We start from the raw sequence: 22,795 nt of genomic DNA, 5'->3' as shown, positions 1-22,795 counted from the left end.
GCGGCGGGCCGGGCGCAGACCGCAGGCAGGCGTCGCCCCCCGGGGGGCGCGACGCGCCATGGTGCGAGACGAGAGGTCCGCAGTGAGCAGTACATCCGGCGACGCGCGCAACAACGTCATCGTGTTCTTCACCGACCAGCAGCGGTGGGACACCACGGGGGCGCACGGCAACCCCCTCGACCTGACGCCCAACTTCGACCGGTTGGCCGCGGAGGGCGTGCATGTGGAGAACTCTTTCACCTGCCAACCGGTGTGCGCGCCCTCGCGCGCCTCGCTGCAGACCGGCCGCTACCCCGCCCGAGTCGGATGCTTCCGCAACGACATCCCGCTGCCCGAGGACACGCCGACACTGGCCGGGTGCTTCGACGAGGCCGGCTACGACACCGGCTACATCGGCAAATGGCACCTGGGCGACACCGACACCGCGGGCCCGGTGCGCCCGGAACAGCGCGGCGGCTACACCGACTGGCTGGCGGCCAACCTGCTGGAATTCACCTCCGACGCCTACCAGACCACGCTCTACGACGGCGAGGGCCGCGCCCACGAACTGCCGGGCTACCGCGCCGACGCGCTGACCGACGCGGCCCTCGACTACATCACCCGCGAGCGCGACGCACCGTTCCTGCTGTTCCTGTCGTTCCTGGAACCCCACCACCAGAACCAGCGCGACGACTACCCCGCCCCCGAGGGCTATGGCGAGCGCTACGCGGGCGCCTGGTCGCCGGGTGACCTGGCGGCGCTGGGCGGCAACTCCGCCGAGCACCTCGGCGGCTACCTGGGCATGGTCAAGCGGCTGGACGAGTGCCTGGGCCGGGTGCTCGCGGCGCTCGACGACACCGGGCTGGCCGACGACACCGTCGTGCTGTTCACCTCCGACCACGGCTGCCACTTCAAGACCCGAAACGACGAGTACAAGCGCAGCTGCCACGACGCCTCCATCCGGGTGCCGACCGCGCTGCGCGGCCCCGGCCTGGACACCGGCCGCCCGATCACCCGGCTGGTCAGCCACATCGACCTGCCGCCCACCCTGCTGGAGGCCGCCGGGCTGGACGTGCCGGCCTGGATGGACGGCCGCTCGCTGCTGCCGCTGGTGCGCGGCGAGGACGACGACCGGCCGAACGACGTGCTGGTGCAGATCAGCGAGTCGGAAGTGGGGCGGGCGCTGCGCACACCGCGCTGGAAGTACGGCGCCGTGGCACCCGGCCGGGACGCCTGGAACACCCCCTGCGCCGACCGCTACGTCGACGCCTACCTCTACGACCTGGAGAACGACCCCCACGAGCTGCGCAACCTGGTGGCCGAACCGGCGGCGGCCGAGGTGCTGGGTCCGCTGCGGGAGCGGCTCGCCCGGCGGCTGGCGGAGACGGGCGAACACGCGGTCGTCGACCCGGCCGGATGAGCGCGAAGGCCGGCACGGCGCCCGAAGGCCCGCCTACGACGCCGCCAGGGCGTTGCGCAGCCGCAGGTCCGCGGGGAACGGGGCCAGGTAGGTCTGCTCACGGGCCCAGGCGACGTTCTCGGCGTCGCAGTGGTGGCGGATCAGCGCCACCGGCACGTTCAGCGGGACGAGTCCGTCGCGGTAGCGGTCGATCGCGTCGAGCAGGTCGCGGCGGCGCGCGTCGTCGAGCTGCCCGCTGACCATACCGAAGGCGTGCTGCAGCGCGTTGGCGTTGCGGCCCGGCGTGGTCGGGCGGGCCAGGGTCCGAGTGAAGGCGGCCGTGTAGTCTCGCTCCACTGCGGCGGGCGGCCGCGTGCCCGCGTCGGCGACGATCCGGCCGGTGGCGCGGTAGCCCTCGGGCGCGTGCGCCATCAGCTGCAGCTTGTGCCGGGAGTGGAAATCCACCAGGTCGCGCGGCCGCCAGGCGGGGTCGTCCGCCTCACCGCCGCCGGCACCGGGCTCGGACGCATTCCCAGCATCGCCGGCGAACAGCGCCCGCAGCCTCGCGTGGGCGAAGACCCGCTCGACGAAGTGCTCGCGCAGACCGGGGTCGCTGAGCCGGCCCTGCTCCTCGACCGGCAGGTCGGGATGGAGCTCGGTCAGGCGGGCGGCGAAGGCGCCGCGGCCCCGGCCGCCGACGCGGTTCTCCCCCTCGAAGACCGGGAGGCCGAAGAGTCCGCAGCTGGGCGACTTGTTCTTGAGCACGTAGCCGTCCAGGCGGCTGAGCGAGCGGCTGTGCCGGTCGGCCACGGCGCGCAGCTCGTCGGTGCGGTCGGTGCGGCTGCGGGTCGCGACCACCCGGTCCTCTCCCCCGGCGCGCTCCAGCCGCAGCGTCTCGCGCGGCACCCCCAGGCCGATCTCGGCCTCGGGGCAGACCGGCACCCAGTCGACGTGCCGGTCGAGCAAGTCGGTGAGGAAGCGGTCGCGCGAATGGCCCCCGTTGTAGCGGACGGGCGCGCCGAGGAGGCAGCTCGACGCCCCCACCCGCGGCCGCGCGCCGGCGTGCTCATCGGCGTGGATCCCCATGGGGATCGACGTACCCGCGGCGCCCCGCTCGAATCCGCTGGTTACCGTGAGTAGTATGCACAGCACACCCGACGGAAGGACGGCGGTGTCGGTGTCCGAACGCCCCACCATCGTGCTGTTCACCCGCGACCTGCGGGTGCGCGACCACCCCGCATTGGCGGCGGCCGCGCGCGTCGGCGGCCCCGTGGTTCCGCTGTTCGTCCTCGACCGCGCCGTCCGGGAGCGTTCCGCGCGCAACCGCCTCTCCTACCTCGGCGACGCGCTGCGCGACCTGCGCGAGGAACTGCGTCGCCTGGGCGGCGACCTGGTGGTGCGCTCCGGCGACACGGTCGACGAGACCATGCGGGTCGCCGCGGCGACCGGCGCGGCCCGGGTGCACCTCAGCTTCGACGTGAGTGCATTCGCCGCCCGCCGCGCGGAGCGGCTGCGCGAGGCGGCCGCCGACCGGCGGATGGAGGTGGCCGAGTTCCCCGGCGTGACCGTCGTCCCGCCGGGCGAGGCCGTGCCGACGGGCGGCGACCACTACAAGGTGTTCACTCCCTACTGGCGCGCGTGGGAGTCCCGCGAGTGGCGCGCCCCCGAGCGGGCGCCGAAGCGGCTGGAGCTGCCTTCCGGACTCGACGCCGGGTCGGTGCCCAAGCGGCTCGCCGATTCGGGCACCGGCCCGCTATCGCCGCGCCGGCAGAGCGGCGGCGAGACCGAAGCGCGCCGCCGGATGGCCGCCTGGCTGGACGCCGACTGCGCCGACTACGAGCACACCCACGACGACCTTGCCGCCGACGCCACCTCGCGCCTCAGCGCCGACCTGCGCTTCGGCTGCCTGTCGCCGCTGGAGCTGGCGCTGGCCGCGCGTGAACACCCCGCGTGTGGCCCCTTCGTCCGCCAACTGGCCTGGCGCGACTTCCACCACCAGGTCTGCGCCGCGTTCCCCGACCTCGCGCACCGCGACTACCGGGAGCGCGACATCGCCTGGCGCAGCGACGACTCCGGCTTCGCTGCCTGGTGCGAGGGCCGTACAGGCGTCCCCGTGGTGGACGCGGGCATGCGCCAACTGCTCGACGAGGGGTTCATGCACAACCGGGCGCGGCTGATCACCGCCGCGTTCCTGACCAAGCGGCTGCGGGTGCACTGGAAGCGGGGCGGCGACCACTTCCACGCGGTGCTGAGCGACGGCGACATCGCCGACAACTACGGCAACTGGCAGTGGGTGGCGGGCACCGGCAACGACACCCGCCCCAACCGGTCGTTCAACCTGCTGCGCCAGAGCCGGCGGTTCGACCCCGACGGCGCCTACATCCGCCGCCACGTCCCCGAACTCGCCGAGGCGGCCGGCACCGAGGTCCACGCCCCGTGGCGCGCGGAGCAGCCGCCGACCGGCTACCCCTCCCCGCTGCTCGACGAGGACGGCTGACGGCGGCGGACGGCCGGCGGCATGAACCCACTGACGAGCTGGGGATGCGTCGCGAGAGCGGTGCGGGGGCGGGCCCGCGAAGGTCGGTTCGGGTGCCCGCCGGTGACCCACGCGACGGGGCGGCGGCCCCGGTCTGCTGGGCGGCACCGGTGCCGTCGAGTCGGCGCGGCTTGGCCCGTCTATCGTGAACTTATGGTCGCAGGAAAGCGCATCCCGCGGCCATAAGTTCACGATCATCGCCGGATGGACCGGCATACCGGACATCGCCTCGGCGGGCGCAGTCGAGCCCGCGCCGACAACCGCGCGGCGCTCCCGGCTCAGACCACCGCGGCCGGGGCCGGTGACCACCGCTCCGACCATCCCAGACCCGGCGCCGCTGCTGCCGTCGCTGCCCCGCCGGATGGGCCACAGGCGGGCACCCGGCCCGTTGGGCACGGGCCGGGCCCACCGCCGTGCTCGGCGCCGCTTTTCAGCCAAGGCCACCCATCCACCCGGCAGACCAACAAGGCCGCACAGCAGACCCGAGCCGCCCCCTGGCACCGGCGCGCCTCGGCCGGCCGCCCTCGACGAGGTCCTCGACGACGCACTCCACGAAGGACTGCCGGCTACGGTTCGATGACCGCCGCGCCGCCGGATCCGTACGGGTCGGAGCTGAGTTCGAGCGAGACGATGCCCCTGTCCTCGGGCATCTCGAAGATCACGTCCGTTTCGGCGGTGGCGCCGGGGTTCAGGTCGTCGCCGCAGTAGGAATCGCACGCGGCCCAGGCTGCGTCGAAGTCGTCGACGTACTGGTTGCCGGCCGTGTCGTAGGCGTAGGAACCACCCCAGTCGAAGTAGGCGGGGGCCGACGATTCGTTGGTGATCCGGAGGTTGAAGACCACGAATTCGCTGCCTTCCGCGGCCCGCTCCGTGGTGCCCATGCCGTCGGTCACCACGCCGTCGTCGTCCACATACGCCTCCTCGACGGACATGGCGAAAACGCCGTCGCCGCCGGAAAGGCCCGCGAAGGACCCCAGCGGCGGAGCGGAGGCGGAGGGCGCCGCCGGCCCGGCTTCCGGTTCCCGAGTCCCGGGGGACGCAGGCGGGGAGGCCGGCGGGGAGGACGGCGCAGACGCGCTCTCCCGCGGCGCGGCCTCTGTCTCGGTCGGCGGCGCCCCGGACTCGCTCTGCGGCGCCCCCGTCTCGGTCGGCGCCCCCGAATCCGTCGGGACCGGCGCTTCCGTGAGCTCGTCTTCAGCTTCGGCCTCCGGTGGTGCGGTCTCCGGTGCCGTGGTCTCGGCCTCGGCTTCGGTCCCGGGCGAGGCCGGTTCCGGTTCGGGGGACCGGGTCGCCTCCGGCGGCGGTGAACCCGTCGCGGCCGCCGGGTCGGCGGATTCCTCCTCCGGCGAGCAGGCGGCCAGAGCGGCGAGCATGGCGGCCAACGGTACGTTGACGAGGAGTCTCCTGTGCATGGCGCTATCCGATCGCTGATAGGCCGGGGACTCCGGGAATCGCGTCGGGTCTCGATACGGATCTCGCCCGGCCCGCTTCCCGCGGAGGGAGCACTTCCAGCGCCACCGGCTAACGGGTGCCTCGGGGCGGATGGAGGTGTGGGCCTCGGTGTCCTCGGAAATGGTGTCGACTCTGGTGCCGTGGCGGTGTTTCATCGCCCGCGGGCGCCTTGCCCGCCCGGTTCGCCCCGCAGTGTGCGCTTCGCCTTCGCTCCGGCGGCCCGAGCACGCCCTTGCGCATCCCGTTCCCGCTCGGGATCCGCTCGAACACCTTCGGCGGGGATTATTCGTGCAGGTCAGCCCATTCCCGACAGTCCGCCGCGATCACTTCGTCGCACCCGCAGGCTCCCGCTCAACACGGGCGGCGGTGTCGGCGATGTTCGCGGCCATCCGCCGGAAGACGATCCGGTGCGCGGGCAGCAGGCACCACCAGTAGAGGTGCCCGGCCAGTCCGCGCGGGTGGAACAGCGCACGCTGGTACAGCACGGCGCCGTCGCCGCCGTCCTCCGCCCGCAGCTCCAGCCAGGCGAGTCCGGGCAGCCGCATCTCGGCGCGGAGCCGCAGCAGGCCGCCGCGCTCGATCTCCTCCACCCGCCAGAAGTCCAGGGAGTCGCCCACCCGCAGGTATTCGGGATCGCGCCGACCGCGGCGCAGGCCGACCCCGCCGACGGCGCGGTCGACCAGTCCGCGCAGGGCCCACGCCAGGGGCCAGGCGTACCATCCGCGGTCGCCGCCGATGCCCTCGACGACGCGCCACAGCGTCGGGGCGCCGGCGCGGGTGCTGACGTGCCGTTCGTCGGTGTAGAGCGAGCCCCCGGCCCATTGGGGATCGGTGGGCATCGGGTCGGACGGCGCGCTGGGCCACGCCGCCGAGGACCAGCGGGTGGCGACCTGCGCCTCGCGGATGCGGCGCAGGGCGAGGCGTACGGCGTCGTCGAAGCCCAGGCGCTCGTGGTCGCCGAGCATGTCGGCGAGGTCGGCGTCGCGGCACACGGACTCGCTGCGCAACGACTCCACCAGCGGCCGCGCGATCGCGCCGGGGACGGGGGTGACGAGGCCTACCCACAGGCTGGACAGGCCGGGTGTGAGTACGGGAACGGGGATGATCAGGCGCCGCCCTATTCCCGCGACCCGCGCGAATCTGCGGATCATCAGGGCGTAGGTGAGGATGTCGGGTCCGCCGATGTCGAAGCCCCGGTCGACCTCGCGCGGCAGCTCGGCCGCCTTGACCAGCAGCCGCAGGACGTCGCGCACGGCGATGGGCTGCACGCGGGTGCGCACCCAGCGCGGCGTGGTCATCGCGGGCAGCCGCTCGGTGAGGTAGCGCAGCATCTCGAAGGAGGCGGAGCCGGATCCGATGATCACGGCGGCGCGCAGCACGGCGGCCGGGACCGCGGAGTCCAGCAGAATGCGGGCGACCTCTTCACGGGAGGCCAGGTGTGCCGAGACTCGTTCGTCGTCGGGCGTGTGGCCGCCGAGGTAGACGATCCGCGCCAGTCCCGCGCGCTCGGCGGCGGCGGCGAAGTTGCGCGCGCCGTCCGCGTCGCGCTCGGCGAACCGGGCCCCGCCGCCCATGGAATGCACGAGGTAGTAGGCGACGTCGATGCCGTCCAGCGCGCGGTCCAGGCTGTCGGGGTCGAGTACGTCGCCGCTGACGGCCTCGACGTCGCCGCGCCACGGGTGGTCGCGCAGCTTCTCCACCGACCGGGCCATGCACCGGACGGTGTGGCCGGCCTCCAGCAACTCGGGAACCAACCGGCCGCCGATGTAGCCGGTGGCTCCGGTGACCAGTACGCGCATGGCCGACCCCCCGTCGCCCGTGACCGTGGCCTGCGGCTCCGCGCCGGACCCCGGTGGTTCCACTTCCCGTTCCCGCGGGCCGCGAACACGCCGGGCGGCACGTATTCAGGCAGGCCGGCGGGCGCGGCGGGGCTCGGACCAGGCGGCGCCCGCCACCGCGGACAGGGCCGCTGCCGTGTCCGAAAGCCGCGTCCGGATCGGCGGCGGCGCAGCACCGTGGTGGAACCGCACGGCCGCACTGCCCGTTTCGCCGCGTCTCCGCGACCGCCCGGCCACCGAGCGCCCGCACGCGCGCCCGGAGACCGCCGCCGGCGCCGGGCGGCGGTGTCGCGTGCGTCACGGCTGCGGCCGGCGGGGCGCCGTGCACATGCCGCGGAATCGGGGGTAGCGGGGCCGGGAGGACGGGCGCGCGCCGTCGCGTACACGGGCGCCGCGCCCTGCTGACCGGGGAGGCCGCCGCGCCGCGCCGCGGACGACGGCGGTAGCGTGCGGCGTGGCGGCCGGCGCGGTCCGCCGCGCGGCTCCCGGGCGCAGGTGCATCCGGGCGCGGCCCTCGAGGCGGCGACCGCGGCGCCGCGGCGCCACCACCCACCGAACCACCGCGAGGAGGGCACGCATGGAACTCGACATGGTCGTCGAGATCCCGCAGGGGTCGCAGAACAAGTACGAGATGGACCACAGGCTCGGCCGCATCCGGCTCGACCGCACCCTGTTCACCTCGACCCAGTACCCGGCGGACTACGGATACATCCCCGACACGCTGGCCGAGGACGGCGAGCCGCTGGACGCCATGGTGCCGCTGGAGAAGGGCTCCTTCCCCGGCTGCATCGTGCGGGTGCGCCCTGTCGCGGTGTTCTGGATGCAGGACGAGCGCGGCCCGGACGCGAAGGTCCTGTGCATGCCGGTGGGCGACCCGCGCCTGGACCACATCCGCGACCTGCGCAACATGCCGGAGTTCCAGCTGCAGGAGATGACGCACTTCTTCGACATCTACAAGCGCCTGGAGCCCGGCAAGAGCTCGGAGGTCCGCGGCTGGCAGAACCGTGACTCGGCCGAGGAGACCGTGCTGGCGGCCCAGCAGCGGGCGCGCGAGTCGGCGCAGCCGGAATCCGCTCCGGCGCCCGCCCAGACCCCGCCGGTGTAGCGGTCCGCCGCTTGCCCGCCGCGGAGCGCGCCCGCCGCCTGTCGGGCGGGGCCTCAGTCGAGCAGCCCGTCCCACAGGCGCCGGGTGGCTTCGCCGGGGTCCTCTGCGAGCACCGCCTCGGGCGCGTCGAACCGCAGGAAGGGGCGCCGCCGCGGATCCCACTCGGGCCAGCCCGCGTCGCCCTCGGCGGCGAAGCGCAACCAGGCGGCGTGCATGTCGTCGGCGATCCGCTGCGGCGCCTGCGGGCCCGCCAGGTTGCGCCCGTCGCCCAGGTTGTCGAAGACGAAGGGGATCTCCAGACCGTGGCAGGCGCCCAGGCGGCCGCCCATGCGCGGCGAGCGCCAGGCGAACTCGTAGCCGAAGGTGCGGCCGGCGCCCGGGGCGGCCGCGCGGGCTTCCAGCGCCCGGTAGGCCGGGATGCGGAAGACGGCGTCGGTGCCCAACTCGGCCAGGGCGTCGCCGGGTGAGTCGTTGCGCCCGGCGTAGACGCCGGCGGCTTCGGGGCCGAGGCCGATCCGGCGGGCTTGACCTTGAAGGTGCACGTCGCGGATGTGGTCGATGATGCCGGGCGCGACGAGGAACAGCCGGTACTCCTCGGTGGTGGTGCCGATCAGCAGGTCCTTGTCGGCGCCCGCGCCTGAGCGCAGCGCGTCGACGGGCCGCCGGTCGAGCAGCTCGCCGTCGACGGTCGGCGCGAAGGGCAGGGCGCCCAGCCTGATCAGCCGCTCGCCCCACAGCTCGCGCTCGGGGGCACCTCGCAGTTCGGCCACGATGCGCGACTGCTCCTCGTGCAGCCGCTTGCGCGGCACCCCGGCCAGTCCGGCGGCGTCCGGGCGCACGCCCAGGCGCTCGGCGAGAACCCGCGCCACGGTCGCGGCGTCTTCGGCGGCCACGGTGGTGTGGCCGGCTCCGGACTGGGCGATGGCGCGGCGGAACAGGGCGCGGGCGCGCGGGATCGCCATCAGCGTGACGACGCTCATCGCGCCCGCGGACTCGCCGAAGACGGTGACACGGTCGGGGTCGCCGCCGAAGCCGGCGATGTTGTCGCGCACCCATTCGAGTGCCGCGATCTGGTCGAGCAGCCCGCGGTTGGCGGGGGCTCCGTCGACGAGCGCGAAGCCCTCGGCGCCCAGCCGGTAGTTCAGGGTCACCGCGACGGCGCCGCCGCGGGCGAAGGCGCTCGCCTCGTAGGCGGCCTCGGCCCCGGAGCCGTTGGTGAAGGCGCCGCCGTGGATCCACACCATCACCGGCAGCCCGCGCTGCCCGGTGCCGGGGGTCCACACGTTGAGGTTCAGGTAGTCGTCGCCGGGGATGCTGCGCTCGGGCAGCGCCTCGGCCATCCCGTCCTCGTAGGAGGGGTGCGGGGCGGTGGGGCCGTACTCGACCGCTTCACGCACGCCCGTCCACGGTTCGTGCGGTCGTGGTGCCGCGAATGCGGCGTCGCCGACCGGTGGGGCCGCGTAAGGGATGCCGCGGAAGACGCTCACCCCGTCCTCGACGGCACCGCTGACGCGTCCGGACGTGGTGGTGGCCTCTGCCTGCATATGCGCTCCCCACTGCGGCGGTGTAAGGGCGGGGCGCCGGTCGGGGCGCCACCGTAGTTGTTCCTACGCAAACCGACCGGTCGGTGTCAACCATTTAAGCGCTTCGGTCTTGAGGACGCGGGGGACCGTGGTCGGTCGGCGACACCTTGCCTAGCCTTGCGGTACAGGGTCGCCGTGGACCGTCGGCCCCGCCGAGCGGCCGAACCGGCGCCCGCCCCCGGGCCCGCCACCGGCCGCCGCGGCGGACCGGACGGCTCGCGGTACCGCCCCGCCCCCGATCGACCGACATCCGCCCGCGCACCCGCGCTCACCGACCGCAGGAGAACCCCATGCCCAACGACGCGCCTTCCCCGGACCTCGGCCGCACGGTGTGGTCGGTACTGGAGCCGATCCACATCCTGGTCTACTTCGCCTCCGAGGCCCAGGCCCGCTACGCCACCATCGGCCTGGAACACCGCGCGATGGCCTACTTCGCCTCGCGCTCGGCGGCGATGGGAGCCGTGGGGCCGGGCCCGGTGGCGGCGGCTTTCTACAACTTCAACCCCGAAGTGGTCCGCTCGGTCATCCCGCACGCCTGGTCCCTGGCGTCGCCCGAAGACGTGCTGCACGCCCGCAGCGAGATCGCCGAGCAGGCGCTGCGCCGCAGTCTCGGCCCCGAAACCGTCGACTCCGCCGAGATGCGGGAGGCCGCCGACCTCGCCCGCTCGGCCGCCCTTGCCGCCGCCGGCCTGGTCCACGGACGCCCCCTGTTCGCGGCCCACGCCGGGCTGGAGTGGCCCGAGGACCCGCACCTGGTGCTGTGGCACGCCGCCACGCTGCTGCGCGAGTTCCGCGGGGACGGCCACATCGCGGCGCTGGTCTCCGCCGGCGTCTCCCCCATGGACGCGCTGGTGACCCACGCGGCCACGGGCGAGATCAAAGCCTCCTTCCTGCGCAAGAGCCGCGGCTGGAGCGACGAGGAGTGGGACGCGGGAGTGCGCGGGGCGGTCGAGCGCGGCCTGGTCACGGCCGACAGCGAAGGAACGGTCTCGCTCACCGACGCCGGGCGGACGCTGCGCAGCGATCTGGAGTCGCGCACCGACGAACTCTCGGTCGAGCCCTACGCCGCGATCGGCCGCAAGGGCTGCGAGCGGCTGGCGGAGTTGGTGTCGCCGTTCTCCGACACCGTGCGGGCCGAGAACAACCTGCCCGTTCGGCAGTAGCCGGGCTGGCGGGATCGTCGAGGGGCGTTTTCCGTACCGGGTGCGGTCTGCGGAGAGACCCCTCGGGACCCCCGCACGCGACTCGGCGGCGGTGCCTCGGGCGCGGCCGCGCACCGTCGCCGCGTCCGCGGGTGCTCCGCCGACTCCCGTCAACGGTCTAGGCTTCCCGCGTGCGCATCTGCTTCGCGAGTGAGCAGGGCCAGGGAGCGGCCAACGAGGACCGGGTGTGCGCCGGGGCCGACTGGGCGCTGGTGATCGACGGCGCCACCGCGGCCCCTGGGGTCGAGACGGGCTGCCGGCACGGTGTCCCTTGGCTGGTGGACCGGCTCTGCGGCGCTCTCGCCGCGGAGCTGTCCGCCGCCCGCCCGGCTCTGCTGCCGGACTGCCTGGCCGCGGCGATCGAGAGCACCCGCCGGGCCCACGGCGGGGCCTGCGACCTGGAGAACCCCGACAGCCCCTCGGCGACCGTGGCCGTCGCGCGGCCGGTGCCCGCCGCCGCGGACGCGCCCGCGGAACCGCCGGGCGCCCGCCGCGTGGAGTACCTGGTCCTCGCCGACTGCACCGTGCTGCTGGCCGAGGACGGCGGAGGCGTCGCCGCCGTCACCGACGACCGGGTGGAGCACCTGCCCGGCGGCCGCCCCTACAGCAGCGAGCTGGTCCGCGACCACCGCAACGCCGAGGGCGGCTTCTGGGTGGCCGCCGCCGTTCCCGAGGCGGCCTACCGGGCGGTGACCGGGACCTCCCGGCACGCCGGGGCGCGCTTCGCGCTGATGACCGACGGCTGCGCCCGGCTCGCGGACTATTACGGCCACTCCTGGGAGCGGATCTGGCACCGGCTGGACACCGAGGGCCCCGGCGCGCTCGTCTCCTGGGTGCGCGCCGAGGAGGAGCGGCACGGCGTGCCGAGCGGCAAGCGGCACGACGACGCGACCGTGGTCGCCGGCGGGTTCGGCCGGGCGCCGGCGCTCAGGTGAGTTCGGCGGGCCGGGCGCGGCCGCGCGGCGCGGTCTCAGGCCGCCCGCGGCAGGGCGGTGGGTTTGTCCCAGCGGTCGACGACGGTTACGGGGACGCTCGCCTGCTGCCTGCGCTTCTCCATGCCCGCGCTCGTGCAGACGTGGGTGACGAAGCTGCGGAACTCCTCGCAGCCTTCCAGGTCCAGCGCGACGATCTGGTAGCTGTCGGACTCCCCGCTGAGGGTCTCGATCCGCAGCTCGGGCAGGCCGTGGCTGTCGAAGCCGAACTCCAGCGACTGCGCGCTGCCGACGTGCATGCGCAACTGCACGCTGGCGATCTCGCAGAGGTCGTAGTCCCGGCTCTCGGTCCGGCGCCCGCGGCACCGCCGGTAGTGCAGCCGCCCGCCGTCCAGCACGAAGCGCACGCGGCCGTAGGGCACGCGGGTGCGCCACGCCAGCAGCACCATCGCGGCCATGCTGGCGACGGCGACCGCCGCACTGGCCCACAGCACCGCGTCCCGGATCCCCCACAGAGCGCAACCGCCGAACAGAGTGGCTCCGCCGAGCGCCACCTTGCCCAACTGCTGCCAGAAGAGGCGCATGTCGTCGGTGTAGATCCGTGTGCGCGCTGTTGCCACGGGACGGCTCCCTCACCGTGTACGTCGACCGCCCGGCCGGTACCAAAGAAACCCAACGGGAACCTACCCGACTTGTCCGTCTTGCGGGAGTGCGGGACCTTTGTTTCACTCCGCGTAGTATCGGCGCGCCGCGTCCTGCCCCGGCGGAGAGCGCCGGCCACAGGCGGCGAGCGCACCGACGAACGGGAGGATCGGAGTCCGCAATGCCCGAAAGCACGGTGAACACTCCCACACCCCCCGACGGCGAGGCCCCCGGCTCCTGCGTGCTCGCCGAGCGCGACGGCGGCGTGCTGCGGCTGACGCTCAACCGCCCCGACCACCTCAACGCCTGGACCCGCGAGATGGCCGACCTGCTGCTCGCGCGGCTGCGCGCGGCCGACGCCGACCCCGAGGTGCGGGCGATCGTCCTCACCGGTTCCGGGCGGGCCTTCTGCGCGGGCGCCGACATGGCCCTGCTCAGCGGGCTCGGCGAGGCCCAAGTGCAGGTCGACGGGCGCACCCTGGCCGCACCCGCCGAACTGCGCAAACCGGTGATCGCCGCGATCAACGGCCCGGCCGCGGGGGTCGGGCTGGTCCTGGCGCTGTTCGCCGACGTCCGCTTCGCCGCCGAGGACGCCAAGCTCACCACCTCCTTCAGCCGGCGGGGCCTGGTGGCCGAGTACGGCGCGGCCTGGCAGTTACCCCGGCTGGTGGGCCACGGGCGCGCGATGGACCTGCTGCTGTCCGCGCGCGTGGTTTTGGGCGCGGAGGCGCAGCGCATGGGGCTGGTGGATTTCGCCGTACCGCGCGAGGAGGTCCTGCCCGAGGCGCTCGGCTATGCCCGGACACTGGCCGAACTGTGTTCGCCGACCTCGATGGCGACGATCAAGCGGCAGGTGCAGCGCGCCCAGACCGGCGGGTTCGCCGCCGCGGCCGACGAAGCGGCGGAGCTGATGGCGGAGTCGTTCACCTCGGCCGACTTCGCCGAGGGTGTGGGCAGCTATCTGGAGAAGCGGCACCCGGAGTTTCCCGGCCTGGGAACCGCCGAGTAGGACGGCAATCCGACACGCCGCCGCCCCGCGCCGACGCACGACCGCTCGGAGCACTACGCTCGACGCATACCATCCGGTCGGTCTGCGGCGGGGTTCCGCCTCGCCCGAAAGCCCACGTTGGGAGACACCACCCCTATGCGAGCCATCCAGATCACCGAGTTCGGCGGCCCCGAGGTCCTGCAGACCGCCGAGGTCCCCGATCCGGTGCCGGGTCCACGGGACCTTCTCATCGAGGTCGAGCGCGCCGGCGTCAACTACGCCGACACGCACCGGGTCGAGGACACCTACCTCTCCAGCACCTCGCTGCCGCTGGTGCCCGGCAGTGAGGTCGCCGGCCGCACCGCCGACGGCAGGCGCGTGGTGGCGATGGTCGACAGCGGCGGCTACGCCGAACGCGCCGTGGCCGATCCGAACACGGCCTTCGACATCCCCGACGGCGTCGACGACGCCACCGCGCTGGCGCTGATCATCCAGGGCGCCACCGCCTGGGTGCTGCTGCGGCGCAACGTCCACCTGGCCCAAGGAGAATCGGTCGTCGTGCACGCGGGAGCCGGAGGCGTGGGTTCGCTTGCGGTCCAGTTGGCCAAGGCGTTCGGCGCCGGACGGGTGATCGCCACCGCCGGCAGCCCGGACAAGCGCGAGACCGCCCTGGAACTGGGGGCCGACGTCGCGGTGGACTCCCGGAGCGAGGACATGACGGCGGCGCTCGTCGACGCCAACGAGGGCCGGCGGGTCGACGCGGTACTGGACATGACCGGCGGCCGCGTTACCGACGAGAGCCTGCGCGCGCTCGCGCCCTTCGGCCGGCTCGCCTTCTACGGCATGGCTTCGCGCGAGGCGCCCAAGCCGGTGCAACTGCCCAACCTGATGCGCCACTCGGCGACGGTGAGCGGCATGTGGCTGCCGCACGCCTTCATGCTGCCCGGCGATGTCGTGGGCACGGCGATGGCGGAGATGTTCGAGTTGGTGCGCTCCGAACGGCTGCGCGCGGTGCTCGGCGGCGAGTACCCGCTGGAGCAGGCCCGCCGGGCGCACGAGGACCTGCGCTCGCGCGCCACCCGGGGCAAGCTCGCGCTGGATGTCACTCGATAGGATGGCGCCTCGGGCCGGTGCCGCACCCCGAGACGGCACCGGCCCGCGATGCACCGCCCGTGCCGGCTACACGGTCGCGGCGGTCTCGGCCGTGCGCCGCTCGACCAACCGAGCCAGATCGGCGACCGCCCGCGTCCGCTCCGCAGCGCTCATATCCGCCGTTCCCTGGTGGAGGACCTGCACGACGAGGTTGCGGTCGCGGAACTGGGCGACGGCCCAGTGCTCCATATCGCCGTAGATCCGGCTCATGCCTCCGAGGTCGGCGTCGGTGTAGGAGACGGTGAAACCGTCGTCGCCGGCGTCCAGCGGTCGCACTGCGACGTCGGCGGCCGCCGAGCCGTAGTAGGCGTCGTCCCGCCGACCCGAGGAGCCGATCTCCACACCGCCCGACAATTCCCCGCGTTCGCGGTCGAGTGCGCGCCGCAGCGGGGCGTAGTCGTCCTGCGCGGCCTGGGGCGCGTAGCGGCGCATGCTGATCGTCGTCACAACGGTCGACCGGTCGTCGTCGGCGCCCGTCCAGCACTCGACCTGCTCGACGATCCGATCGCTGTAGGTCTCGCCTCGAGTCATCTCGCTGCCGTCGACGGCGGCCCCCTCCAGCCCGGGAATGCCGTCGACTGCCTCGCGGGGCAGCAGCTTCTCGCACGCCGCCAGATCGGCGTACGGCGGCCCCTCGTCCAGCGCCGCCCACACGAAGGCCGCGGTGACGCCCACCGCGGCCACACCGGCCACGGCGCCGCCGATCCACCGGTTGCGGCGCTGAAACGAGGGCGGAGCCGCCGCCGCGGGAGCGTCGGCCGCCGCGCCGCCCCAGGCACTGGAGGCACCGGGCGGCCCGCCACCGGCATGGCGCGGGGGCAGCGGCCCACCGGGCGGGCCGGGGAACTCCGCGTCGCCCGCGGAGGACCCGGAGCCGCCGCTCGGCTCGGTCGGGGGGTGAGGGCGCTGTCGGGCCACGGCGTCTCCTGACGGCGGGAAGGGGGTGGGCGGCCAGGGGAGGAAGGCCGCTCCGTTCGTCCTGTTTCGACCTTCCCGTCCTCGACATCGCAGAATCACGGGTAAACCCACTGTTCACCGGCCCTGCGCGCTTCGCTCACCCGGCGTATTCGCCCACAATGGAGAAGTGGCACGTGGCAAGCTCCGCATCTATCTGGGCGCCGCTCCCGGCGTCGGCAAGACCTTCGCCGCGCTGAGCGAGGCGCACCGGCGCCGCGAGCGCGGCACCGACGTCGTGGTCGGACTCGTCGAGACCCGCGACCGCCCGCGCACCGCGGAACTGCTCGACGGGCTGGAGCAGCTGCCCCGACCGGCGCAGCACGACGGCGCGCCGGGCGAACTCGACCTCGACGATGTCCTGCGGCGCGCACCGCGCGTCGCGGTCGTCGACGACCTCGCACACACGAACGCGCCGGGCACCCGCAACGCCAAGCGGTGGCAGGACGTCGACGAACTGCTCAACGCCGGCATCGACGTCATCACCACGCTGAACATCCAGCACGTGGAGTCGCTCAACGACGTCGTGCGGCAGATCACCGGGGTCCGCCAGCACGAGACCATCCCCGACGAGATCGTGCGGCGCGCCGACCAGATCGAACTGTGCGACATGTCGCCCCATGCGCTGCGGCGGCGGATGTCGCACGGCAACATCTACTCGGCCGAGAAGATCGACGCGGCGCTGTCCAGCTACTTCCGCGAAGGCAACCTCACCGCGCTGCGCGAACTCGCCCTGCTCTGGGTCGCCGACCGCGTCGACGAAGGGCTCACCCTCTACCGCGGCGAGCACAAGATCCGCCAGACCTGGGAGGCCCGCGAGCGGGTGGTCGTGGCGCTGACCGGCGGCCCCGAGGGCGAGACCCTGATCCGCCGGGCCGCGCGGGTGGCCGCCCGATCGCGCGGCGGCCAGCCCCAGCCCAGCCATCTGATGGCGGTACACGTCGTCGCCAGCGACGGACTGGCCCATCCGCTGCCCGACGTCATCACCGAGCAGCGGCAACTGCTCGCCGAGCTGGGCGGCACCTACCACCAGGTCATCGGCGACGACATCCCCACCGCGCTGCTGGAGTTCGCCCGCGGCGTCAACGCCACCCAGATCGTGCTGGGGTCCTCGCGCAGGCGCGCCTGGCAGTACATCCTCGGCCCCGGTGTCGGGGCGACCGTGGCGCGCGAATCCGGCGACATCGACGTGCACATCGTCACCCACGAAGAAGTCGGGCGCGGCCGCAACCTGCTGCCGCCACTGGCCGGGAGCCTGGGCCGGACGCGGCACGCGTGGGGCTGGGTCATCGGTCTGCTCGGCCCCCTGCTGCTGGCCGGCGCGCTGCACCTGCCGGCGACCGAGGGCGCCGGCCTGACCACGCACGTGCTGCTGTTCCTGGTCGGCACGCTCGCCGCCGCGATGGTCGGCGGCCTGTGGCCCGCCCTGGTCTGCGCGGTGTGGAGCACCCTGTTACTGGACCTGCTGTTCACCCCGCCGCTGTACGGGCTGGCCATCGAGCGGCCGGACAACGGCCTCGCGCTGGCGATGTTCGTGCTGGTCGGGGTACTGGTGGCGTTCGTGGTCGACCTGGCCAAGCGCCGCGCGCTGCAGGCCAGCCGGTCCAAAGCCGAGGCCAGCACGCTCAGCCTGCTCGCCAGCAGCGTCATCGACGGCCAGGAGCCCCTGCCGGCCCTGCTGCGGCGCATCCGCGAGACCTTCGGGCAGCGCTCCGTCGCGCTGCTGCGCCAGGAGGACGACGGCGACTGGACCCGGCTGGAGTGCGTGGGCGAGGCTCCCTGCACCTCCCCCGACCAGGCCGACGCACTGGTCTCGGTGTCCGACTCGCTGGCGCTGGCGCTGCGCGGGCACGTCCTTCCTGCGGCCGACCGCCGCATCCTCAGCGCCTTCGCCACCCACATCGGCATCGCGCTGGAGCGCCAGCGCCTGGCGCAGGACGCCGCCGAGGCCAAGCGCCAGGCCGCCCGCAACAAGATCCGCACGGCGCTGCTGGCAGCCGTCTCCCACGACCTGCGGACCCCGCTGACCTCGATCAAGGCGAGCGTCTCCAGTCTGCGCTCGCTGGACATCGAACTGGTCGAGGAGGACCGCGCCGAACTGCTGGAGAACATCGAGGAGTCCACCGACCGGCTGAACAGCCTGGTCGACAACCTGCTGGACATGAGCCGCCTGCAGACCGACACCGTCCAGCCCAAGCTCCGCGCCGTCGGCCTGGAGGAGGTCGTCCCGGCCACGCTGATCGGGATCCCGTCGGACACGGTGGGCGTGGACGTCCCCGACAACCTGCCGCGGGTGCGCGCCGACGCCGGGCTGCTGGAGCGCGCTGTGGCCAACGTCGTGCAGAACGCGGCTCGGCACAACCCGCCCGACCGGCCGCCCATCCGACTCTCGGCCAGCTCCCTGGGCGACACCGTCGAACTGCGGGTCGCCGACCACGGCCCCGGGGTCGCCGACGAGCACAAGGAGCGGATCTTCGAGGCGTTCCAGCGCCTCGGCGACGCGCCGCGCGGCACCGGAATCGGGCTCGGACTGGCCGTGGCGCGCGGGTTCACCGAGGCGATGGACGGTACTCTGACCGCGGAGGACACCCCGGGCGGCGGCCTGACCATGGTGTTCACGCTGCACAGCACCACGGCCGACCTCGCCCGCGGTTCCGCCGTCCCGCCGCCGGCGGCGGCCGCCGAGCGGGAGCCGGCCGCCGGCTCCTCAGGCGATGCGGGCGGCTCCACCCCCGGAACCGAGGTATGACGATGCGCATCCTGGTCGTCGACGACGACGCGCAGATCATCCGCGCCATGCGGATCAACCTGCGTGCGCGCGGCTACGAGGTCGACACCGCCTTCGACGGCGCCACGGCGCTGCGGGCGGCAGCCAAGCACCAGCCGGACGTGGTGCTTCTGGACCTGGGCCTGCCCGACATGGAGGGGGGCGAGGTCATCGAAGGGCTGCGCGGGTGGACCTCGGTGCCGATCATCGTGTTGTCGGCGCGCCACTCCGCCAGCGAGAAGGTGCGCTCCCTGGACGCCGGCGCCGACGACTACGTCACCAAGCCGTTCGGCATGGACGAGCTGATGGCCCGCATCCGCGCGGCCCAGCGCCGGTCGGTGCACGTGGAGGAGGCGCCGGTGGTGACCACCTCGGCGTTCACCGTCGATTTGGGCGCCAAGCGGGTCACGCGGGGCGACGAGGAGGTGCGGCTGACGCCCACCGAGTGGCACATCCTGGAGGTGCTCGCGCGCAACGCCGGTCGCCTGGTCAGCCAGCGCCAACTGCTGCACGACGTGTGGGGCCCCAACTACCAGAGCGAGACCAACTACTTGCGGGTGTACATGGCCCAGTTGCGCCGCAAGCTCGAACCCGACCCCGCGCACCCGCTGTACCTCATCACCGAGGCGGGGATGGGCTACCGGTTCGAGAAGGGGTGAGCCGGCGGGCCGGCCCGGAACCCGCCGCTGCGCCCCGCCCCGCGCGAAGGCGGAGCGGAGCTGGGCGGGGTGGTCGGTGACCGCCCTCGGGCGGGTGGTCAGCGGCGGCGCTCGATGCGCAGGTGCAGGTCGCGGGCCCAGCGCAGGTGATCCGGATTGTCGCTAAACACGCCGTCGACGCCGGTCCGGTAGACGGCGACGTAGTAGGCGAGGAAATCGCCGTACCGGGTGGGGTCGCCGCCGCGGTCGTAGCCGTCGGGCAGGTGCGCGTTCTCGCTGCGCAGCGTGTAGGGGGTCACCAGCAGCCCGCGCTCGTGGGCGTCGGCGACGAGGTCGGTGGGATCGCCGGCCCGGCCGTGCTCGCCGACGGGCAGCACCCACGTGAGGCTGGGGCCGATGGCGTCGGCGTACTCGGCGATCCGGTCCAGCCCCTCGCCGGTGGTGAGTTCCTCTTGGGCGCCGCTGATCAGCTGCACGACCCTGGTGTCGACGCGCTCGTCGACCTCGCGGGCACTCTCGGGCTCGAACGACTGCACGATCACCGGAGAGTCCGCGTCGTCGAGGCGGTGGTCGCGCAGCGTCTCGGCGAGCATCTTCTCGGTGTCCAGGCCGATGGAGTCGAAGTACCCGCCGTGCTTGAGCTCGGGGATGAGCTGCAGATCCCGGTCGAATCGCCGGCCCCGCTTCCAGGTGTCGAGGACCTCCTCGAAGGTGGGGATCTCGAACCTGCCGTCGAAGCGGGTGTTGCGCGGGCGGATGTCGGGGATGCGCTCGACCGCGCGCAGCGTCTTGATCTCTTCGAGGGTGAAGTCCTCGGAGAACCAACCGGTGACGGAGTTGCCGTCGATGGTCTTGGTGGTGCGGCGGTCGGCGAACTCCGGATGGTCGGCGACGTCGGTGGTGCCGCTCAGCTCGTTCTCGTGGCGGGCGACGAGATGGCCGTCCGAGGTGGGCACCAGGTCGGGCTCGATGACGTCGGCGCGTTGGCGGATTGCCAGCCGGTAGGCGGACAGCGTGTGCTCGGGTCGGTAGGCCGACGCGCCGCGGTGGGCGATCACCCATGGGGTGTCGACGAGGGCGTCGGGGCCGCTGCGCTCGTGGCCGTCTCCGTGGCCGTGGCCCCTCCCGTGGCCGTGCCCGTGGCCGTGGCCGTGGTCGGCGCCATGCCGTTCGGCGGCGGCCGGGGCCGCACCGGCGACCAGGGCGAGGACGAGCACGGGAGCGGTGAGGGACAGGCGTCTGGCAGCGGTCGCAGTGCGTCGCATCGGGGCTCCTTCGAATTCCGCGGTTGCGAACACCAACGGAGCAGAAGCCTCTCCGGCGCACGCGTCGCAAAGCTGCACCGCGCCTGAACTCCGCACCACGCCCCGCCGAACGCGCGGCTCCCCGCGGCCGTCATGCCCTCGCCGCGGGCGCCTTCGACCGGCCGCGCCCGCGGCCTCAGCCCGCCGCCAGCCGCATCAGCATCGCGAAGTGCGGCGTATCGGCGCGGCCGCGGTTGGCCGCCGCCACCGCGAACAGCGGGGCGCAGGCGCGGCACCAGGCCAGCAGCCGGTCGCCGGGGACGCCGATGCCCGCCGAGAGCACGGCCACGCGCCGCTCGACCTCCTCCAGGCTGTCGGCCTGCCACACCGCCCAGTCGACCGCGTCGGCCGCGCCGTCGCCGACGCACGCTCGCGGATCGACCGCGACGAAACCCCGCTCGGCGCCGCCGTAGAGCACGTTGCCGGGGTGCAGGTCGCCGTGCAGCGGCACCAGGCCCTCCTCGGCGTTGGAGAGGTCGCGGGCGCGGGCGTGGCCGCGGTGCAGCGCCGAGGTGGGGATCAGGTCGGCGGCGGGGCCCCTGTTGCGCTCGTGCTCCCACATGTCGAAGATGAAGTTCATCCGGCTGTCCAGCGGATGCAGCTCACCCAACTCGTCGCAGGGGACGTCCACGGCGTGCAGGTCGGCGATCAGCGCGGCGATGTCGGCCATGTCGGGAACCTCGCCCACCAGCGCGACGGTGCGGCCGGTGCCGACGGCCTCCAGCAGTACGGCGCCGCGGTCGGGGTCGACCTCCCATACGGCGGGCACCCGCCCGCTCTCCTGCCACAGCCGCAGCACGCGGGCCTCGGAGGTGCCCAGTCCGGGATCGGGGGAGATCTTGAGGATCGCCGGGGTACCGTCGGCCCTGCGGCAGAAGAGCACCACCGACGTGCGGCCGTGCGGCGCCGGCCCCTCGACGGTGAGCCGCCATCGTGCGGCCAACTCCTCGACGCGGGCGGGCAGGTCGGCCAGCCAGTCGGCGGCGCCGGTGCCGAACCTGCGGATCAGCCGCTCCCTCTGCTTCTCGTCGACCAACTGCTGTGTGACGTCGCTCATGGGCCCACCTCGTACATCGGTCTGATCGTTGACCTGTTGCGCGCTGCCGGACTGTGACCACCCCGAGCCTTCGGTGCGCGGCTGCAGTGGCGGGACGCACCGGCGGACCTACCCGCCGAAGCGCCGCTTTGCCCCTCCGCGTCCACGAAACGCTGCCAGGGCCGTGCAGGCCGGCGCCGCGCCCTCGGGTGCGGGTGCCGGTCGGCGCTGACCGGCACCCGCATCCGAGGGCCGGAGCGGTTCGGGCCGCGCCCGCGCCGACCGGCGGCGCGGGCGCTCGACTCAGGCCGCCAGGCGGGCCTTGGCGGCGCGGTGCTGGGCCAGCAGGCTGTCGACCACGATTTCGGAGGGCCACAGCGGCGCAGTGACCGAGGCGGCGCCCATCTCGTGCAGGCGGTCGTAGTCGCGGTCCTCGACCAGCCGCCAGGCGGCGACGGCGACACGCTCGCGGCCGTTGCGCTGGAGCCGTTCCACGGCGTCGCCGACGGAGGGTGCCCAGGAGTTCAGGTAGCCCACCTGCACCGGCGAACCGAGTCGGCGGCTGAGCATGCGGGCGACGTCGGTCACGGCCTGGCGTTCGTCCTGGCCGGTGCTGCCGTCGGCGGCGAGCACCACGCCGTCGCCGTCGGTCCAGCCGGATGCCGAGAGCCGGCCCGCGAGGTCGGCCACCATCGAGGGCACAGCTCCCAGCGGGGCGGTCGGGCAGGCGTCGAAGCGGCCTTCGAGGTCGAGTCCGGCGAACAGTTGAGCGCTGGCGAAGTCGCCGCCGGCGACGAATGCCGGAACCACCACCATCGGCCCCTCGACCGAGTGGACGGCCCGGCGCACCTCGCTGCCGGACCCGAACGCCCGAACGACGGGGGCCTCCCCGCGCTCGGCGACGGCGTCGGCCAGGTCCCGGAGAGCCTCCTTGCGGTCGGTGTCCTGAGAGTCGTCCGCAACGAGCACCATGGTCGGCACCATATCCATCTCCTTGAAATCGCCGATAACGCCGATCCTGGTACGAGACCCTAGGGATCGGCGGTTTCGCCCGAATGACCTCGTGTTACGCACGCGAAAACAGAGCCCAAGAACGGGGATGAGCACACTAAACTGAGGGTAAAGTTCGAGAACTGGGACGCCTTGGAACGGTGTTCCACCATTGACGGGGTTCACAGATACTGACCGGTTGTACGCTCACACAACATGAGATGTTAACCGTTCGCGTTCTTCTTTTCCATAGGCGCGGCAGTCGCGCGCGTCACTT

The 22,795-nt window shown here is 73.6% G+C and carries 18 protein-coding genes; 9 read left to right on the top strand and 9 right to left on the bottom strand.

Features of this window, described 5'->3' with window-relative positions; genetic code table 11:
• Positions 1 to 82 precede the first annotated feature (82 nt).
• Entirely contained in the window at positions 83 to 1,399 is a 1,317-nt protein-coding gene (locus EKD16_RS04980; RefSeq protein ID WP_242677239.1) for a sulfatase-like hydrolase/transferase, read from the top strand.
• A 33-nt stretch (positions 1,400 to 1,432) separates the two neighbouring features.
• Here the strand turns inward: EKD16_RS04980 and EKD16_RS04975 are convergent, their stop codons facing one another.
• Positions 1,433 to 2,464, bottom strand: a complete 1,032-nt coding sequence (locus EKD16_RS04975; protein WP_131097311.1) for a YbgA family protein — start codon at positions 2,462 to 2,464, stop codon at positions 1,433 to 1,435.
• Positions 2,465 to 2,555: 91 nt separating this feature from the next.
• Here EKD16_RS04975 and EKD16_RS04970 point away from each other — a divergent pair, with 91 nt between their 5' ends.
• Positions 2,556 to 3,875 carry a cryptochrome/photolyase family protein gene (locus EKD16_RS04970; RefSeq protein ID WP_394347312.1) on the top strand — a complete coding sequence of 440 codons (1,320 nt, stop codon included), beginning with the start codon at positions 2,556 to 2,558 and terminating at the stop codon, positions 3,873 to 3,875.
• Positions 3,876 to 4,480: 605 nt separating this feature from the next.
• Here the strand turns inward: EKD16_RS04970 and EKD16_RS04965 are convergent.
• Both EKD16_RS04965 and EKD16_RS04960 read right to left on the bottom strand, forming a co-directional pair.
• Positions 4,481 to 5,326: a DUF4352 domain-containing protein gene (locus EKD16_RS04965; protein ID WP_131097309.1), complete on the bottom strand. Its 846-nt coding sequence runs from the start codon at positions 5,324 to 5,326 to the stop codon at positions 4,481 to 4,483.
• Between the two features lie 363 nt (positions 5,327 to 5,689).
• Positions 5,690 to 7,165: an SDR family oxidoreductase gene (locus EKD16_RS04960; RefSeq protein ID WP_131102047.1), complete on the bottom strand. Its 1,476-nt coding sequence runs from the start codon at positions 7,163 to 7,165 to the stop codon at positions 5,690 to 5,692.
• 616 nt (positions 7,166 to 7,781) lie between these two features.
• Here EKD16_RS04960 and EKD16_RS04955 point away from each other — a divergent pair.
• Positions 7,782 to 8,309, top strand: a complete 528-nt coding sequence (locus EKD16_RS04955) for an inorganic diphosphatase (protein ID WP_131097308.1) — start codon at positions 7,782 to 7,784, stop codon at positions 8,307 to 8,309.
• Positions 8,310 to 8,362: 53 nt separating this feature from the next.
• On the opposite strand, the gene EKD16_RS04950 is transcribed toward EKD16_RS04955, so the two are convergent.
• A complete protein-coding gene (locus EKD16_RS04950) occupies positions 8,363 to 9,853 on the bottom strand; it encodes a carboxylesterase/lipase family protein (protein WP_131097307.1) in 1,491 nt (496 codons plus the stop codon).
• A 329-nt stretch (positions 9,854 to 10,182) separates the two neighbouring features.
• On the opposite strand from EKD16_RS04950, the gene EKD16_RS04945 reads away from it, so the two are divergent.
• Together EKD16_RS04945 and EKD16_RS04940 are read left to right on the top strand one after the other, a co-directional pair.
• Entirely contained in the window at positions 10,183 to 11,055 is an 873-nt protein-coding gene (locus EKD16_RS04945; protein WP_131097306.1) for an SCO6745 family protein, read from the top strand.
• 170 nt (positions 11,056 to 11,225) lie between these two features.
• The gene (locus EKD16_RS04940) at positions 11,226 to 12,029 is read left to right on the top strand and encodes a protein phosphatase 2C domain-containing protein (RefSeq protein WP_131097305.1); all 804 of its coding nucleotides are present in this window, start codon (positions 11,226 to 11,228) and stop codon (positions 12,027 to 12,029) included.
• Positions 12,030 to 12,064: 35 nt separating this feature from the next.
• Here the strand turns inward: EKD16_RS04940 and EKD16_RS04935 are convergent, their stop codons facing one another.
• Positions 12,065 to 12,646: a hypothetical protein gene (locus EKD16_RS04935; protein ID WP_131097304.1), complete on the bottom strand. Its 582-nt coding sequence runs from the start codon at positions 12,644 to 12,646 to the stop codon at positions 12,065 to 12,067.
• A 203-nt stretch (positions 12,647 to 12,849) separates the two neighbouring features.
• On the opposite strand from EKD16_RS04935, the gene EKD16_RS04930 reads away from it, so the two are divergent.
• Positions 12,850 to 13,677 (top strand): enoyl-CoA hydratase-related protein, encoded by an 828-nt coding sequence (locus EKD16_RS04930; protein WP_131097303.1) that lies wholly within the window; start codon positions 12,850 to 12,852, stop codon positions 13,675 to 13,677.
• Positions 13,678 to 13,812: 135 nt separating this feature from the next.
• Complete coding sequence (locus tag EKD16_RS04925) at positions 13,813 to 14,769, top strand: quinone oxidoreductase family protein (RefSeq protein ID WP_131097302.1); 957 nt, start codon at positions 13,813 to 13,815, stop codon at positions 14,767 to 14,769.
• A 66-nt stretch (positions 14,770 to 14,835) separates the two neighbouring features.
• On the opposite strand, the gene EKD16_RS04920 is transcribed toward EKD16_RS04925, so the two are convergent.
• On the bottom strand, positions 14,836 to 15,726 hold the full coding sequence (locus EKD16_RS04920; RefSeq protein WP_131097301.1) for a hypothetical protein: 891 nt from the start codon (positions 15,724 to 15,726) through the stop codon (positions 14,836 to 14,838).
• 166 nt (positions 15,727 to 15,892) lie between these two features.
• On the opposite strand from EKD16_RS04920, the gene EKD16_RS04915 reads away from it, so the two are divergent.
• The gene (locus EKD16_RS04915; RefSeq protein WP_131097300.1) at positions 15,893 to 18,511 is read left to right on the top strand and encodes an ATP-binding protein; all 2,619 of its coding nucleotides are present in this window, start codon (positions 15,893 to 15,895) and stop codon (positions 18,509 to 18,511) included.
• 2 nt (positions 18,512 to 18,513) lie between these two features.
• Positions 18,514 to 19,188, top strand: coding sequence for a response regulator (locus tag EKD16_RS04910; protein ID WP_131102045.1), 675 nt, complete (start codon positions 18,514 to 18,516; stop codon positions 19,186 to 19,188).
• Between the two features lie 98 nt (positions 19,189 to 19,286).
• On the opposite strand, the gene EKD16_RS04905 is transcribed toward EKD16_RS04910, so the two are convergent.
• From EKD16_RS04905 to EKD16_RS04895, 3 genes are all read right to left on the bottom strand, one after another.
• The gene (locus EKD16_RS04905; protein WP_131097299.1) at positions 19,287 to 20,453 is read right to left on the bottom strand and encodes a glycerophosphodiester phosphodiesterase family protein; all 1,167 of its coding nucleotides are present in this window, start codon (positions 20,451 to 20,453) and stop codon (positions 19,287 to 19,289) included.
• 175 nt (positions 20,454 to 20,628) lie between these two features.
• Positions 20,629 to 21,549: an aminoglycoside phosphotransferase family protein gene (locus EKD16_RS04900; protein WP_131097298.1), complete on the bottom strand. Its 921-nt coding sequence runs from the start codon at positions 21,547 to 21,549 to the stop codon at positions 20,629 to 20,631.
• Between the two features lie 282 nt (positions 21,550 to 21,831).
• Entirely contained in the window at positions 21,832 to 22,512 is a 681-nt protein-coding gene (locus tag EKD16_RS04895) for a sirohydrochlorin chelatase (protein ID WP_131097297.1), read from the bottom strand.
• Between the last annotated feature and the right edge of the window lie 283 nt (positions 22,513 to 22,795).

The sequence above is a fragment of the Streptomonospora litoralis genome (assembly GCF_004323735.1).
GTDB classification, from domain to species: domain Bacteria; phylum Actinomycetota; class Actinomycetes; order Streptosporangiales; family Streptosporangiaceae; genus Streptomonospora; species Streptomonospora litoralis.
The sequence above is the reverse complement of the archived record's forward strand: the minus strand, read 5'-3'. Positions and strand labels throughout refer to the sequence as shown.

What these genes read in the sequence shown, in the direction of transcription:
- EKD16_RS04930 (WP_131097303.1), top strand. Translation starts at nt 12,850, where the DNA reads ATGCCCGAAAGCACGGTGAACACTCCCACACCCCCCGACGGCGAGGCC.
- EKD16_RS04945 (WP_131097306.1), top strand. Translation starts at nt 10,183, where the DNA reads ATGCCCAACGACGCGCCTTCCCCGGACCTCGGCCGCACGGTGTGGTCG.
- EKD16_RS04910 (WP_131102045.1), top strand. Translation starts at nt 18,514, where the DNA reads ATGCGCATCCTGGTCGTCGACGACGACGCGCAGATCATCCGCGCCATG.
- EKD16_RS04955 (WP_131097308.1), top strand. Translation starts at nt 7,782, where the DNA reads ATGGAACTCGACATGGTCGTCGAGATCCCGCAGGGGTCGCAGAACAAG.
- EKD16_RS04975 (WP_131097311.1), bottom strand. Translation starts at nt 2,464, where the DNA reads ATGGGGATCCACGCCGATGAGCACGCCGGCGCGCGGCCGCGGGTGGGG.
- EKD16_RS04905 (WP_131097299.1), bottom strand. Translation starts at nt 20,453, where the DNA reads ATGCGACGCACTGCGACCGCTGCCAGACGCCTGTCCCTCACCGCTCCC.
- EKD16_RS04900 (WP_131097298.1), bottom strand. Translation starts at nt 21,549, where the DNA reads ATGAGCGACGTCACACAGCAGTTGGTCGACGAGAAGCAGAGGGAGCGG.
- EKD16_RS04965 (WP_131097309.1), bottom strand. Translation starts at nt 5,326, where the DNA reads ATGCACAGGAGACTCCTCGTCAACGTACCGTTGGCCGCCATGCTCGCC.
- EKD16_RS04925 (WP_131097302.1), top strand. Translation starts at nt 13,813, where the DNA reads ATGCGAGCCATCCAGATCACCGAGTTCGGCGGCCCCGAGGTCCTGCAG.
- EKD16_RS04895 (WP_131097297.1), bottom strand. Translation starts at nt 22,512, where the DNA reads ATGGTGCCGACCATGGTGCTCGTTGCGGACGACTCTCAGGACACCGAC.
- EKD16_RS04960 (WP_131102047.1), bottom strand. Translation starts at nt 7,165, where the DNA reads ATGCGCGTACTGGTCACCGGAGCCACCGGCTACATCGGCGGCCGGTTG.
- EKD16_RS04950 (WP_131097307.1), bottom strand. Translation starts at nt 9,853, where the DNA reads ATGCAGGCAGAGGCCACCACCACGTCCGGACGCGTCAGCGGTGCCGTC.